Source organism: Campylobacter gracilis (assembly GCF_018374135.1).
In the GTDB taxonomy this organism is placed as follows: Bacteria; Campylobacterota; Campylobacteria; order Campylobacterales; family Campylobacteraceae; genus Campylobacter_B; species Campylobacter_B gracilis_A.
This window is the reverse complement of record NZ_JAHAFS010000003.1, coordinates 45,692-59,680: the sequence shown is the minus strand read 5'-3', so window position 1 is coordinate 59,680 and position 13,989 is coordinate 45,692. Positions and strand designations below refer to the sequence as shown.

15 protein-coding genes are annotated in these 13,989 nt (G+C 44.4%); 12 read left to right on the top strand and 3 right to left on the bottom strand.

Annotated elements, in window-relative coordinates; genetic code table 11:
- Position 1 precedes the first annotated feature (1 nt).
- From KH703_RS02175 to cydB, 5 genes are all read left to right on the top strand, one after another.
- Positions 2-1,033 carry a hypothetical protein gene (locus KH703_RS02175; RefSeq protein ID WP_304293733.1) on the top strand — a complete coding sequence of 344 codons (1,032 nt, stop codon included), beginning with the start codon at positions 2-4 and terminating at the stop codon, positions 1,031-1,033.
- On the top strand, positions 1,033-1,818 hold the full coding sequence (locus tag KH703_RS02170) for a shikimate dehydrogenase (RefSeq protein ID WP_304293731.1): 786 nt from the start codon (positions 1,033-1,035) through the stop codon (positions 1,816-1,818). Before KH703_RS02175 ends, KH703_RS02170 begins: the two co-directional genes overlap by 1 nt.
- A 451-nt stretch (positions 1,819-2,269) precedes the next feature.
- Positions 2,270-2,476 carry a DUF4492 domain-containing protein gene (locus KH703_RS02165; protein WP_297881812.1) on the top strand — a complete coding sequence of 69 codons (207 nt, stop codon included), beginning with the start codon at positions 2,270-2,272 and terminating at the stop codon, positions 2,474-2,476.
- 2 nt (positions 2,477-2,478) lie between these two features.
- A complete protein-coding gene (locus KH703_RS02160) occupies positions 2,479-4,002 on the top strand; it encodes a cytochrome ubiquinol oxidase subunit I (protein WP_304293729.1) in 1,524 nt (507 codons plus the stop codon).
- 1 nt (position 4,003) lies between these two features.
- A complete protein-coding gene (gene cydB / locus KH703_RS02155; RefSeq protein WP_304293727.1) occupies positions 4,004-5,110 on the top strand; it encodes a cytochrome d ubiquinol oxidase subunit II in 1,107 nt (368 codons plus the stop codon).
- Positions 5,111-5,436: 326 nt separating this feature from the next.
- Here the strand turns inward: cydB and KH703_RS02150 are convergent, their stop codons facing one another.
- Entirely contained in the window at positions 5,437-6,405 is a 969-nt protein-coding gene (locus KH703_RS02150) for a putative transporter (RefSeq protein WP_304293725.1), read from the bottom strand.
- On the bottom strand, positions 6,405-9,137 hold the full coding sequence (locus tag KH703_RS02145) for a pitrilysin family protein (protein WP_304293723.1): 2,733 nt from the start codon (positions 9,135-9,137) through the stop codon (positions 6,405-6,407). The genes KH703_RS02150 and KH703_RS02145 overlap by 1 nt, the downstream gene beginning before the upstream one ends.
- Positions 9,138-9,209: 72 nt before the next feature.
- Between KH703_RS02145 and KH703_RS02140 the strand changes: the two genes are divergently transcribed.
- Positions 9,210-9,461: a hypothetical protein gene (locus KH703_RS02140; RefSeq protein WP_304293720.1), complete on the top strand. Its 252-nt coding sequence runs from the start codon at positions 9,210-9,212 to the stop codon at positions 9,459-9,461.
- A 47-nt stretch (positions 9,462-9,508) separates the two neighbouring features.
- Here KH703_RS02140 and KH703_RS02135 read toward each other — a convergent pair whose 3' ends face one another.
- On the bottom strand, positions 9,509-10,105 hold the full coding sequence (locus KH703_RS02135; RefSeq protein ID WP_005871241.1) for a peroxiredoxin: 597 nt from the start codon (positions 10,103-10,105) through the stop codon (positions 9,509-9,511).
- Between the two features lie 180 nt (positions 10,106-10,285).
- Between KH703_RS02135 and KH703_RS02130 the strand changes: the two genes are divergently transcribed.
- From KH703_RS02130 to KH703_RS02105, 6 genes are all read left to right on the top strand, one after another.
- The gene (locus tag KH703_RS02130; RefSeq protein WP_005871245.1) at positions 10,286-10,570 is read left to right on the top strand and encodes a DUF362 domain-containing protein; all 285 of its coding nucleotides are present in this window, start codon (positions 10,286-10,288) and stop codon (positions 10,568-10,570) included.
- 107 nt (positions 10,571-10,677) lie between these two features.
- Positions 10,678-11,091, top strand: a complete 414-nt coding sequence (ndk, locus tag KH703_RS02125) for a nucleoside-diphosphate kinase (protein WP_304293717.1) — start codon at positions 10,678-10,680, stop codon at positions 11,089-11,091.
- 9 nt (positions 11,092-11,100) lie between these two features.
- The gene (locus KH703_RS02120) at positions 11,101-11,454 is read left to right on the top strand and encodes a DUF177 domain-containing protein (RefSeq protein WP_304293715.1); all 354 of its coding nucleotides are present in this window, start codon (positions 11,101-11,103) and stop codon (positions 11,452-11,454) included.
- A gap of 18 nt (positions 11,455-11,472) precedes the next feature.
- Positions 11,473-11,619, top strand: coding sequence for a 50S ribosomal protein L32 (rpmF, locus tag KH703_RS02115; RefSeq protein ID WP_005871250.1), 147 nt, complete (start codon positions 11,473-11,475; stop codon positions 11,617-11,619).
- 4 nt (positions 11,620-11,623) lie between these two features.
- Positions 11,624-12,622 carry a phosphate acyltransferase PlsX gene (gene plsX, locus KH703_RS02110; protein WP_304293713.1) on the top strand — a complete coding sequence of 333 codons (999 nt, stop codon included), beginning with the start codon at positions 11,624-11,626 and terminating at the stop codon, positions 12,620-12,622.
- A complete protein-coding gene (locus KH703_RS02105; RefSeq protein ID WP_304293711.1) occupies positions 12,619-13,617 on the top strand; it encodes a beta-ketoacyl-ACP synthase III in 999 nt (332 codons plus the stop codon). Before plsX ends, KH703_RS02105 begins: the two co-directional genes overlap by 4 nt.
- Positions 13,618-13,989 lie beyond the last annotated feature (372 nt).

Below are 13,989 nucleotides of genomic sequence, written 5' to 3'. Positions count from 1 at the left end.
TATGAACGACAAAAATTTCGATATGAGCAGCATAGACGACATAGTGATCAATAGCGGCAATGTCGATAAGAACGCGAATTTAAAAAAAGGTCTTACCGTCGCAGCCGGCGTCGTAGTTTTATTCTTAATCATTTTAATCATAATGAAGGCTATTAATAAAGACGATATTGATACTAACGCAGGTCTTACTATGCCTAGTGAAGAAGAGCTTGCCAAAGCGGAGCAAAAGCCTGCCGTACAAGTTCAAAAACCCGAGCCTTCGCAGCCTGAGCCTGTAGAAGTGAAATCAGAACCCAATACAGCATCTGCAGCTCCAACCAAAGTAGAGATAAAAACCCAAGAGCCTAATTCTGAAAGCAAGGTCGTCGCAAGCGCTCAGCCTGAAGCACAGAAAGTAGAAATCCAAAAGCCCGAAATCAAAGAAGAGCCAAAAAAATCCGAAGTTAAAATAGAAAGTAAAAAGATTGAGCCTAAAGACGAAGCCAAAAAGCCTGAAAAAACGGATGTAAAAAAGTCCGAGCCTAAAAAAGAGTCTGCAAAAGACGAGATAAAAAAAGAACCTTCTAAAACCGAAATTAGAAAAGTTGAGCAGAAAGTAGAGCCTAAAAAAGAACCTGAAAAACAAGCAAAAACAGAAGTTAAAAAAGAGCCTTCAAAAACGGAAGCTAAAAAGGAACATGCTAAAGCTGAGACCAAGAAAGAGCCAGCAAAACCTGAGCCTAAAAAAGAAGCTAGTAAGCTAGAGTCTAAAAGTGAGAGCGTAAAGGCTGGCGTTGCAGCAAAGAGCACCAGCACCAGCGTGGCAAACGGCAGTTATGTGCAGGTTTTCGCATCCAATGCCTACGATCCAAACGGGTCTGATACCAAAAAAATCACCAAAAAAGGCTATAATCCGATCGCTTTGCAAACTCATGTCGGAAGCAAGAGCGTGACTAAAATTTTAGTCGGGCCTTTTGAGGGCGAGGCGCTACAAAAGGCGCTTAGCGATATGCGCAGCATCAATAGCGGAGCGTATATCTACCGAGTGAAATAGTGGACAGATTTGCGGTTTTCGGCAACCCGATCGCCCACTCTCTCTCGCCGCTACTTCATAATTACGCTATAAAATTTCTAGCCCTAGACGCCTACTATGGGCGAGTTTTGCTGCAGCGCGGCGAGGAGCTGCGAGCTAAATTTGAAGCTTTAGAGCTTACGGGCGCGAATGTGACCGTGCCTTTTAAGCTTGACGCATTTAAAGCATGCGATGTCCTAAGTGAGGCTGCGCAGAGGATCGGCTCGGTTAACACTCTAGTGCTAAAAGGCGGCGCGCTGCACGGCTTTAACACCGATGCGCAGGGGTTTTTCTGCGCGATCTTGGGCTTTGGCGAGATTCGCAACGCGCTTATTTTAGGCGCGGGCGGCACGACGCGGGCAATCGGCTACGCGCTAAGCAAAAACGGCGTGAAATTTGACATCCTAAATCGCAGCGCAAAAGATTTTGACTTCGGCTGCGAGGAATTTTTTACTTATGAAAATTTTAGATCCAAAGACTACGATCTGATCGTCAATGCCACCGGCGCGGGACTCAAAGATGACGCGCTGCCTGCGCCCGAGGGGGTAATAGATGAAATTTTATCCCGCGCAAAATTTGCTTTTGATGCGATCTATGGCAAGCAGACTCCGTTTTTGCAAGCCGCACGCGCAAAAAATTTGCCTACAAAAGACGGTAAAGAGATGCTGATAAATCAGGGCGCGCTTGCTTTCAATCTCTTTTTCGGCGGCAAATTCGACTTAGCAGAGATTATGGCGCTGATGAGTCATGCTGCAAATTTACGCTAAATCGGCTCTTAGGCTTTTCAATTATCCGCCTAGCCTAACGAAATGCTTTAAATTTTGCGTCGAGTTAATTATCCGTTCTTAAATTTTGTATCGTGTAGCTTTGGGCGTTTGATTTTAAAATTCTTACGTCTGCTTTCAGCTGAGGCGCGTTAATTTGCCTGGAAAAAAATTCTATTAAAATAGCTACAAATTAGGCACAAAGATGCTTGGCAAAACCTCGCATATTTTTCTACTTGCTTCTTGATATGTTCTATTCTAAAATTTTGTGCAGTTTAAGTAAAATGTGATTGTGAATTATACCATAAAACTTACTTGAGCGAGATCGCGCAAGACCGAGGCGTTTATTAAAAAGATAAAATTATTACCAAAATTTCAAAATTTAAAGCTAAATTTTAATTAATTGTTATACAATAAAAAATATAAACTAATAATTGCTAAAGGTTAAAATTTGATGTTTTTCGGTAAAATTTTAAAATTTTACGCGCACGGATTTGCTTCGATGAAGCTTGGCAAAACACTATGGGCGGTGATTTTGATCAAGCTATTTATAATTTTTGTGCTACTTAAATTTTTCATTTTCAACGAAAACTTGGATTCTAAATTTAAAACCGATCAAGAAAAAATCGATTTCATCTATAAAAATTTGACTAAGGAGTAGGAATGCAAGAGCTTGCTAGCGTGGATTGGTCGAGGGCGCAGTTTGCGCTCACGGCGCTTTATCACTTTCTTTTCGTGCCCCTAACGCTGGGGCTTAGCTTTATCGTGGCGTTTATGGAGAGCCTATATGTCGCGACCGGTAAGCAGGAGTGGCTCAAGATCACTAAATTTTGGCTGCGCCTTTTCGGTATAAATTTTGCCATCGGCGTCGCGACCGGCATCATAATGGAGTTTGAGTTCGGCACCAACTGGGCGAATTATAGCTGGTTCGTGGGCGACATCTTCGGCGCGCCGCTTGCGATCGAGGGCTTGCTCGCGTTTTTCTTAGAGGCTACCTTCTTTGCGGTAATGTTTTTCGGTTGGGATCGCGTAAGCAAGAAATTTCATCTTCTTTCAACCTGGCTCGTGGCGATCGGATCAAATTTAAGCGCGTATTGGATTCTAATTGCGAATGCTTGGATGCAAAACCCTGTTGGCACGAGCTTTAATCCCGATACGATGCGCAACGAGATGAGCAATTTTTTAGATATCGCGCTATCTCACTTCGGAGTGGCCAAATTTTTACATACCGTCGGCGGCGGCTATATTACCGCGGCGCTTTTCGTGCTTGGAATTTCGGCGTTTTATATGCTAAAAAACAAAGACTTCGCGCTTGCTAAAAAAAGCTTCATCGTAGCGGCAAGCTTCGGTATGCTAAGCTCGCTTTTCGTGCTATTTAGCGGCGACGAGAGCGCCTATCAGGTCGCGCAAAAGCAGCCGATGAAGCTTGCGGCGATGGAGGGTCTGTATAAAGGCGAAGTAAACGCGGGCATCGTTGCGGCGGGAGTTTTAAATCCGAGCAAAACCGCGGGAGACGATAAAGAGCCGTTTTTATTTGAGATTAAAGCGCCTTATGCGCTAGGGCTAATGGCCACGAGGGGGCTTGATAATTTCACGCCGGGCATCGATGATCTGGTATTCGGAAATGAAAAATTCGGCATCGAAGGCGCGGATAAAAAGATCAAAAAAGGCAAAATCGCCCTGCAAGCGCTAAAGGATTATAAGGTCGCCAAAGACGCCAATGATACCGCTGCGATGCAGCAGGCGCGCGAAATTTTATTCGGTAACCAAAATATGCAAAATTTAGGCTACGGCTACCTTGACGACGCGAAGCAGATCGTTCCTCCCGTGGCGCTTACCTTTTATAGCTTCCACGTGATGGTGGCTCTGGGAAGCTATTTTATCTTGCTATTTTTCGTGACGCTATTTTTGGCGATGCGAAAGAATCTCGCCGAATACAAGAAAATTTTATGGCTTTGCGTATTTAGCATCCCTCTGGGATACGTCGCGTGCGAGGCGGGCTGGATAGTAGCCGAAGTAGGGCGCCAGCCGTGGGCGATACAAGATCTCATGCCGGTGGGCGTTGCGGCTACTAGCCTGGCGGGGACGAATATAATGATCTCGTTTATGCTCTTTGCGGTTTTATTTACGGTTTTATTCATAGCCGAGATAAAGATCATGCTAAAACAGATAAAGATAGGATTTTAAGATGCACGAAATTTTTCAAATTTATTGGTGGTGCGTGGTTTCGCTTCTGGGCGGAATTTTGGTTTTTATGCTCTTCGTGCAGGGCGGTCAGACGCTGCTTTTTACGCTGGCGAAAAATGAAACCGAGAAGGATTTTATAATAAATTCCATCGGCAAGAAATGGGAGCTCACGTTTACTACGCTCGTGATGTTCGGCGGGGCGTGCTTTGCGGCGTTTCCGCTGTTTTATGCGACTAGCTTCGGCGGGGCGTATTGGGCGTGGATGGCTCTGCTTTTTTGCTTTATAATCCAAGCCGTCGCCTACGAGTACAGAAAAAAGCCCGATAATTTCTTGGGCGCTAAAACTTATGAAGCCTTTCTTTTTATAAACGGCTCGCTGGGCACGATCCTGCTTGGTATCATCGTCTCAACGCTTTTTAGCGGTAGCGAGTTTGCGCTGGGCGATAATAATTTCGTGCAGTGGAAAAACTCCGCTCGCGGGCTTGAAGCGCTAGCAAATCCGTTTAATTACATCTTGGGGTTTGCGCTATTTTTCTGCGCTAGGACGGGAGCGAGCTTATATTTGATGAACAATATCGCCGAGCCCGAAATGATCGCCAAGCTCAAAGCCTCGCTTAAATTTAATGCTAGCGCGTTTTTGGTTTTTTTCATCGCGTTTTTGGCGTGGGTTTTGCTAAAGCAGGGCTACGCGATCGGCGCCGACGGCGTCGTAAGCCTTGAGAGCTTTAAGTATCTGCATAACTACCTAAGCCTGCCTGTGGCGCTAGTCTTGCTGCTGCTGGGCGTCGTGCTGGTGCTGGTGGGCATCGTCAAAGGCGCATTTACAAGCAGCGTGCGCGGGATATTTTTCTACGGCATGGGCGTCGTATGCGCGGTAACGAGCGTATTTTTGATCCTAGGACTAAATCACACGGCGTTTTATCCGTCAAATTTCGACCTACAAAGCTCTCTTACTTTGGCAAATGCAAGCTCGAGCCTCTATACGCTTAAGACGATGTTTTACGTGTCGTTTCTGGTGCCTTTCGTACTCGGATACATCAGCTACGTTTGGCGCGCAATGGATGCTAAGAAGCTCGATAAAGAAGGGCTTGCTAACGAGCATTATTAGGCGCGCCAGCTCCAGCATGGTTTCCGCGCGCCGTGTGGTGGCGAGGCACTGCGCGCTTTTGCGCTTAGTTAAATTTCATATCGGCGGCGCTTTTTATGCGCCGCATTATAAAAATTTTAAGGATTAAAAATGATCAAATCTTTAGTTTTCATCGCGATTTGGATAATCTTACTCGTAGGAAGCTATAAATTTATAAAGCTAAACATTACTCATCACGAAAAAAGAGAGCAGTAAAAGCGTAGAAATTTTAAAAGCTTGCGGCCTGGGATTTCACTTTAAATTTAGAAAGTGAAATTTTGGGTCGCAAAGTGCGGGCGAAATTTTATCTAGCCCTTGTAATCGATATTTTTTTCAAACTCTTTAAGTCGCATATGGATTGAGCGCAGCTCCGTGATCGTCGTCCAGTTATTCATAAAAATACTAAAACTACCGCGCACCTGATTAAAGGCGTTGCTTACCTGCACCATAACTCCAAGTGTAATTACCTTAGTAAATAACCCAGGACCCATTATCAAGTAAGGTACGATCATTAGAAATTGCGAAAATGAGTTGAACCACATATCAAAATAACAGTAATGCAGATACAGTTTAAAATAGTTATATTTGATCTTATCAAATAATGAAAGAATTTTTTCCTCGCTTGCGTAATTTATCTTATCCTCCTCCGCAAAAACAAGTTCTTTTCTAAAGGCCGCCTCGACCTTTTGATTGTTGTATTCCAGTCTCGGTAGATACCAGCCAACCAGCCAAGAAATTATTAGTCCACCGATGCTGATTGCAAGTGCAATCCAAACAAGTGAGCCCGGAATTTTTTTTAGAAATTCAAAAGGAACGTTGCTACTAAGCCCCCATAGCACAGGTATGAATGCAAACAGTGTCATAGCTGCCGAAAGCACTCTCGTACCCATTTCCTCGATAGTTCTTGAGAAGCGAAAGATATCTTCTTGGATACGTTGCGAGCTTCCTTCGATATCTTTACCTACCTTTTTCCAGTATGAAAAATAAGAAAAGGTCATCGCTTCCCGCCATTTAAATGTCCAAATACGAGCTGCATATCGTTCTGAAATCGCAGAGACTACGTAGGGCATCGCTATCCATAAAAAAACTTTCATCTGTGTATAGAAATCATTTAGTGTATGACGATCTATGTTTTGGCACATATCATAAAACGCGCGGTACCATTCGTTTATTTTCACATTTAAGGTAGTTTGATACCAATTAATCGCAATTAGAAAAAATATTCCCGAATATGCCCAAAATGCCCATTTTTTGTTTTTAAAAAATGAAGCAAACATCAACGCTCCTTTGGATTTAAAATCGCCGTAAATAGCCTACCGCTTAGCATTTGCGCCGCTTCCTGTACGTCCGCGCTTTTTACTGCGTTTATGCTTGCTGCGTAGCTTTTTTCGTCATAGAGCGGATAGCCGTAAAGCTCGTGCACAGTGATATTGGCAAGCCAAAAATCATTCGTCTGCGCAGCTCTTTTAGTCGATAAAATTTGCGCTTTTTTGAAATTTGCCAGCTCGCTATCTTTCGCGCCGGAGCTTTCGATCTGCTTTAAAATTTCACTCACGCTTGCTGCAACCGCACTGGCGTCTTTCGGCTCGGTAGAAAATGATACATTCAAGCTCGCTGCGATTTGTGGCTCACGCACATAGGCGCTATGCACCATCGCCGAGTAAATTTGTCCGCGTGCCTCGCGGATCTGCTCGACGATGCGATTGCTTAGCACGCTTTTTAACGCTTGAAATTTATAAGTGTCTGAAAAGTCGAAATTTTGCAGCTCATAGTTTGAAAAAATCATCCGAACTTCGCTTTTATCACTATCGCCGTAATCTTGCACAATCTCGCCGCTAGAAGTATTTAGCATCAAAGTTTTAGGCGTAGCGCTGTTTACGCCTGGCTTTAGATTGCCGATATATTTGGCTAGGATTTGTTTTGCGCGTGCAGGCTCAAAATCGCCACTAAGCACGAAGATAAAATCTCCAGCGCCTGAAAAAATTTCATTCGCATCGCGCTGTAAATCGGCAATATTTGCGCTCTTTACGTCATCCACGCCAAGCGGCCGCTTGCGAGCCGTATCTCCCGAATATAGCGATTTTAAAATTTGCTCGCCGAATTTAAATTCCGCCGTCTCGTCTCGTAGCGCGATAGCCGAAAGCGCGTCGGTTTTGTATTTTGTAAGCGAGCTTGCATGAATTAGTGGCTCGCTAAATCTTGCGTAAAGCTCGTGTGCCATCGCCTCCAGATCTGCTCCTGCGCCTCTAAAACCGCAGTCCGCGTCATCCATCCTAAATCTTAGCTTATAATCAAATTTTGAGGTCAAGCGTCCCGCCTCATATTCGTTTAGCTCGCCTATGGTGCCTGAGTTTAGCAGCGCGGTTAGAATTTCGCCACGAGCTTTGCCGAAATGCGCGTAGCCGCCTTTTTTAACGGCTGCGAGGGCGATTTTATTTTTCTCGCTTTTAAGAGGCTTTAAAATTACCTTCGCGCCGTTTTTAAACTCCAAAATTTCAGTGTCGCTAGCGCCTTTTTGTGCTTTAAATTCCATCTCTTTTAGATCTGCTCCCGCAAGCTGCTTTGAAGCAAGCTTCGAAGCAGCGAAATTAAACGGCACCGCTTTTTCGTAGAGCAGCTCCGCGTCTTTTTGGCTAATGCCCAAATCCTTTGCCGAGATAATCTCCGTAAATCTCGCTCCATCTGTTATCTTTGAGAAAAATTTATTAACATCTGCTAGCGTTATTTCTTCTAACGCCTTGAGGCTTAGATCGTGCTCGTCTTGCTTACTAAGCTTTACATTGCCGTTTTGTACGAAATCAAGTAATGCCCCTATTTGCGCACTTTGTGTATCGTTTTTAAGCAGATCGGCTTGCACTTGATGTTTAAATTCCGCCTTAACGCTATCAAAATCGTCATTGTTAAATCCGTGTTCGCGCACCCCTTTGATCGCGCTAAAAAGACTACTTAGCGTGGCGTTGGCGTCGAAATTAAAAATATTTGCGCTTATGCTGTATAGTCTGCGGTTTTTAAACAGATCGTCCGAGCCGAAATAGGCTTTAAGCGGAATTTTGGCATTTACATTCATCGCGTCGTATCCAAGCTCCATCAGCCTCGATACGTAGGCTTGCAGCCACTCATTTTTAAGCGCACCGTAGCTTCTTAGCGGCTCATATTTGCCTGCGTAAAGCACGCTAGCGACATTAGTGCCGAGCTCGGGCTCTACAGTGCTTGCTAGCCCGCCTTCAAATGGGCGTAGGCTAAGATCGCGCGGGATTTTTTCGCCGTGCGCAGAAAGAGAGCTAAAATTTTGCTTGATTAGGTTTTTAATCTGCTCAATTTTTACGTCGCCTACGACTATGATGCTAATGGCGCTAGGAAGGTAGTTGCGCGCATAGAATTTTTTTAGTTGCTCGCCAGTGGCGCCTTTGATGATTTCATTTTGTCCGATCGGAAAGCGTCTTGAAAATATGGAATTAGGGTATAAATATGTGGCGCGCTTTTCATAAAAGCGCCTCTCAAAGCCTTTTTTTGCTTCTTCTAAGATGACGCCTTTTTCCTTTTGCGTTTCGTTCTCGTCAAATTTTACGCCGCCTGCATAATCGCGCAGTACCAAAAATACGTCCTTTAGCGTCTCATCGCTTACTTGGGCTTGGATGTTGTATGTGGTGTTTTCAAAGCCTGTTTGCGCATTGAGATCGGCGCCGAATTTCACTCCAAGGCGCTGCAGGGTGTGGACTAGCTCGTTTTTATCAAAATGTTCGCTGCCATTGAACGCCATATGTTCGACAAAATGCGCTAAGCCCTGCTCGTCGTCATTTTCATCGACACTGCCCGCGGCTACGTTGAGGTAAAAAAGCGCACTATTTTTCGGCACGTCGTTTTTGAGGATATAAAATTTCACGCCGTTTGCCAGCTCACCGTGCACTACGCTAGGATCGAGTTTAAGTGGCGCGTCCGGGTTGGTATCTGCGGAGTAAAGGCTCAAAGAGCAAAGCAGGGCGGAGATAAAAAATATAAGCTTTTTCATAATTGTCCTTGGATTTAAAAACGCGCGATTGTAGCAAAAGCTAGTTTAAAGTATGATTTTGCGAGCTTTGTTATGAGTGAAATTTTGCCAAGGATTTGGGATTTTACTTGCAGTTTTGAAATTTTACTTGTAGAATTTCAAGAAACGGAATTTTTGGAATTTTTGGAATTTTTGGAATTTTTGGAATTTTTGGAATTTTTGGAATTTTTGGAATTTTTGGAATTTTTGGAATTTTTGGAATTCCGCCGCCGCGACTTAAAATTTTGGCAGCGGAATTTAGAAAGCTTCGCGAGCTTTAATAGCCTATGCAAGGCTCAAATTTAAACCTTATACGGCTAGAATTCGTATGCCCGCGCGAAGAATTTTACAACTTATAGTTTGCTCGCATTTTTGCCTAGATAATCCGCGACGCCTTTAGGGTCTGCTTTCATCCCTGCATCGCCCTTGTGCCAGCCTGCAGGGCAGACCTCGCCGTGCTCGTTTGTAAATAGCATCGTATCGACCATTCTTAGCATCTCGTCGATATTTCGGCCTAGCGGTAGGTCGTTGATGACGGCGTGGCGGACGGTGCCGTCTTTATCGAGTAGGAAGCTGCCGCGAAGCGCTACGGCGTTGCCGAACAGCACGTCGAAGCTGCGCGCGATATCTTTTGTGATATCCGAAACTAGCGGGAACTGCACTTTGCCGATACCGCCTGCATTTACCGGAGTATTTTTCCATGCAAGGTGCGTAAACTCGCTATCGCAGCTAACGCCGATAACTTCGATACCTTTGGATTTGAAATCTTGATATCTGTGATCGAATGCGATGATCTCGCTCGGGCAGACGAAGGTAAAATCTTTTGGATAAAAGAATACGACCGCGCCTTTTTCGCCGATATTTTTATAGAGGTTGAAATCCTCGACTATTTCGTTGTTGCCTAAAACCGCAGTTGCCGTGAAATCAACGGCTTTGTTGGTTACTATCATTTGTTTCTCCTTGTTAATAAAATTTATGATGGCGATTATACATTTTAAAACTTTATATTTGCTGAAATTTGATGAAAATTTTTATATAATAAAATTTATTTACTTGATAATATTAAATTTTATCATTTTTTAAATTTAGTATGTTATCATCACGCTTCATTTTTTGATAAAGGAGAAACAATGGCTGTAAAAATCACCGATATTTGCATTAGCTGCGGCTCATGCATCGACGAGTGCCCGGTAAATGCGATCGTGGACGATAGCGATAACCCAAGCGGCGAGGATAGCTACTACGTATATGCCGATAAATGCGTCGAGTGTGTAGGCTACAACGACGAGCCAGCTTGCGCTAGCGCCTGTCCGACCGACGGCTGTATCGTCTGGAGCGACATCGTAGCGGGTCAACCTAGCAGGGATAGTATAGGTGCGGATCTGCGCAGCGGAGATACCCCGGTATTTGCTTAGCAGATAAAATTCCGCGATCAAATGCGCGGAATTTTAATTCATTAAATCCTTAAATAAATTTTAACCTATTTTTCGATACAATCCGCCTTTCACTTTAAGGAGATTATATGCAGCAAACGCTTTCTATTATTAAGCCTGATGCCGTTAAAAAGGGTGTTATCGGCAAAATTATTGATCGTTTCGAAAGCCACGGACTAAGAATCGCAGCGGCTAAAAAATTATGCCTAAGCGCCGAAGATGCGGGTAAATTTTATGAAATTCACAAGGATCGCCCTTTTTATAAGGATCTGATTGAGTTTATGACTAGCGGCCCGGTGGTCGTAATGGTGCTCGAAGGCGATGATGCCGTAGTTAAAAATCGTGCGCTAATGGGCGCTACCGATCCGAAAAAAGCCGATAAAGGCACGATCAGAGCAGACTTTGCGGACAGCATCGACGCTAACGCCGTTCACGGCAGCGACAGCCTAGAAAACGCAAAAATCGAGATCGCATTTTTCTTTGCAAAAAGAGAAATTTGCTAAGAGTGCTGCGTGAAGATCGCTTTTGCTAAAATTTCCGCCATGCCCGTGCCGTTTGAAATTTCACGAGACGGGCTTAAGCTTAGCGGAAATTTAAAACGAAAAGACTCTAAGTTTATCGAGTGTAAGGGCGAAATTAAGGGCAAAATTCCATACATTTGCGACCGCTGCGGCAAAGAATTTGATCTTGACGTAAATGAGAGCGTAAATTTGCTTTTAAGCGAGGGCGTTTTTAACGACGAAAGGCACGAAAGCTTGGATGTTATGGAGTTTTTCGGCGCCGAAGTTGATCTGGATGAAATTTTAAGAAGCGAAACGGAAGCTTTTAAAAGCGACTATTTTTATTGCGAAGAATGCAAGAACTAAATTTATAAAGGAGAAAAAATGGCAGTTCCAAAGCGAAGAGTTAGTAAAACTCGTGCGGCGAAAAGACGCACTCACTACAAAGTGACCCTTCCGATTCCCGTTAAAGATAAAGACGGAAGCTGGAAAATTCCGCATAGAATAAACAAAACTACGGGCGAATATTAATCCGATGATTTCCGTTGCTATAGACGCGATGGGCGGCGATTTCGGCTGTGAGCCGATAATAAACGGAGTCGTAGATGCGCTGCGAGAGCGTAAATTTAATGCGTTTTTGGTAGGCGACGAAGCGCAAATCAAGCCTTTTATTCCACAAGATCAAGGCTTTGAGAAATATATTGCTTATGTAGCCGCAAGCGAAGTCTTTGAGATGAAAGAGGGCGCAACCGACGCTCTCAAACGCAAAGAGAGTAGTATCTTTAAAGCGGTCGATCTAGTAAAAGACGGCACATGCAAAGCTGTGGTGTCCGCAGGACACAGCGGCGCTACGATGAGTCTTGCTACGCTTCGCATAGGAAGACTCAAAGGTATCTTGCGCCCGGCGATTGCTACGCTGATGCCAAATTCCATAGGTGGACGCACGCTTGTGCTGGATGTGGGCGCTTATGTGGATTGTAAGCCCGAGAATTTGTTTCAATTCGCCATCATGGGCGAAGCATATGCCAAGGAGATTATGGGTTTAAACGCGCCACGCATCGGCTTATTATCCAACGGCGAGGAGGATAGTAAAGGCAACGAGGTAACAAAAGAAACCTTTCATATGCTTAAGAAGATGCAAAATTTTATCGGTAATGTAGAAGGCAATCAAATTTTTGACGGCTCGGTAGACGTGGTCGTGTGCGACGGATTTATCGGCAACATTATGCTAAAATCCAGCGAAGGTGTCGCAAGCGCTATCGGCAGACTTATTAAAAACGAAACTAAAAAATCCCCTATCGCCATCGCAGGCTCCATCTTGATGAAGCGCGTCTTTAAAATTATCAAGAAAAGCACGGATTACGATGAATACGGCGGCGCGCCGCTTTTAGGCGTCAAAGAATGCGTCATCATAAGCCACGGTAAAAGCACTCCGAAAGCCGTTAAAAATGCGATCTTTCAAGCACTTAAATTTGCAGATTCTAAAATCAACTCCGCGATAGAAAGCGAAATTTCTTCAAACGAGCAAAAATGAAAAAAGCCTCGATGATCTCGATCGCAGCATACGCGCCGAGTCAAATTTTAACTAATTTCGATCTTGAAAAAATGGTTGAAACCGACGACGAGTGGATCGTAAAGCGCACAGGAATTCACGAGCGCCGCATCGCAAAGGGCGAGACCACTAGCGATTTGGGTATGAAGGCTGCGGCACTTGCGATTGAGCGTAGCGGTTTGCAAAAAAACGAGATCGATGCGATAATCTGCGCCACGATCTCGCCCGATTATTTCTGCATGCCCTCGACTGCGTGCGTCATTGCGGATAAACTGGGCTTAAATTTCGGTATCACGGCATTTGATATAAATGCCGCCTGTACTGGCTTCATCTATCTTTTAGAACTTGCAAAATCCCTCATCGAAAGCGGCGCCAAAAAACACGTGCTGATAATCGGCACGGAAAAACTAAGCTCGATAGTCGATTGGAGCGACCGTGCTACGTGCATACTTTTCGGCGATGGTGCGGGCGCTGCGGTTATCGCGCCTGCAGACGAAAACGAAATCATCGACATTCACACCGCTAGCGACGGCAGCAAGGGCGATCTTCTCATCACCGCAGCCCCAGGCAGCGTCAATCCACTCAGCCAAAAAATCATCGACGAAAAGCTAGGCTTCATGCAGATGGCGGGGCGCGAGGTCTTTAAAATAGCGGTGCCGACGCTTAGTAACGACGTTGTGGAGATTTTGGCAAAAAATAAAATTTCGCCCGAGCAGGTTGATCTTTTTATCCCGCATCAGGCTAATTTACGCATCATCGAGGCGGTCAAGGCGAGATTAGAATTTAGCGACGAACAATGCGTGCTTACGATCGGCAAATACGGCAACACGAGCTCGGCGTCGATCCCGATGGCGATAAATGACGCTTACGAGAGCGGCAGGCTCAAAAACGGCTCGCTCATGCTACTTGATGCGTTCGGTGGCGGCTTTACGTGGGGCAGCGCGCTTTTAAAATTCGGCGGCAAGAGCATAAACTAGCGCTTTTTAAATTTCATTATCTTTGAATTTCGCCATATTTAAGAGTTAAAATTCCAAGCTTATTTATAAAACTAATTTCAAATTTATATTTATTCCGAGTTAGGTTTCAAAATTTTAAAATGAGGCGTTTGTGATTGAAAACATATTATAATCTTGCGCAGTTAAAATATCGGCTTCTGCTTGAGATAGTAAAACGACGTTAGTCTTAGGTCTGCTGCTTTTTGGCGGCGGGCTTTTAGAATATAAAAGAAATCAAATATGATAGCCTAAATGGGCGTTACTTTCAGCTGATTCTACACATTAATGGCTTGTGATTAGCTGCAAAGCTCAATAAGTATTTTTACGGGCGGCGTATGTGGGATCTTTTGAGCG

Bases quoted from the DNA above. Each gene is read 5' to 3' on its own strand.
- KH703_RS02175 (WP_304293733.1), top strand. From the start codon at position 2: ATGAACGACAAAAATTTCGATATGAGCAGCATAGACGACATAGTGATC.
- KH703_RS02165 (WP_297881812.1), top strand. From the start codon at position 2,270: ATGTTTTTCGGTAAAATTTTAAAATTTTACGCGCACGGATTTGCTTCG.
- KH703_RS02160 (WP_304293729.1), top strand. From the start codon at position 2,479: ATGCAAGAGCTTGCTAGCGTGGATTGGTCGAGGGCGCAGTTTGCGCTC.
- cydB (WP_304293727.1), top strand. From the start codon at position 4,004: ATGCACGAAATTTTTCAAATTTATTGGTGGTGCGTGGTTTCGCTTCTG.
- KH703_RS02150 (WP_304293725.1), bottom strand. From the start codon at position 6,405: ATGTTTGCTTCATTTTTTAAAAACAAAAAATGGGCATTTTGGGCATAT.
- KH703_RS02145 (WP_304293723.1), bottom strand. From the start codon at position 9,137: ATGAAAAAGCTTATATTTTTTATCTCCGCCCTGCTTTGCTCTTTGAGC.
- KH703_RS02140 (WP_304293720.1), top strand. From the start codon at position 9,210: ATGAGTGAAATTTTGCCAAGGATTTGGGATTTTACTTGCAGTTTTGAA.
- KH703_RS02135 (WP_005871241.1), bottom strand. From the start codon at position 10,105: ATGATAGTAACCAACAAAGCCGTTGATTTCACGGCAACTGCGGTTTTA.
- KH703_RS02130 (WP_005871245.1), top strand. From the start codon at position 10,286: ATGGCTGTAAAAATCACCGATATTTGCATTAGCTGCGGCTCATGCATC.
- ndk (WP_304293717.1), top strand. From the start codon at position 10,678: ATGCAGCAAACGCTTTCTATTATTAAGCCTGATGCCGTTAAAAAGGGT.
- rpmF (WP_005871250.1), top strand. From the start codon at position 11,473: ATGGCAGTTCCAAAGCGAAGAGTTAGTAAAACTCGTGCGGCGAAAAGA.
- plsX (WP_304293713.1), top strand. From the start codon at position 11,624: ATGATTTCCGTTGCTATAGACGCGATGGGCGGCGATTTCGGCTGTGAG.
- KH703_RS02105 (WP_304293711.1), top strand. From the start codon at position 12,619: ATGAAAAAAGCCTCGATGATCTCGATCGCAGCATACGCGCCGAGTCAA.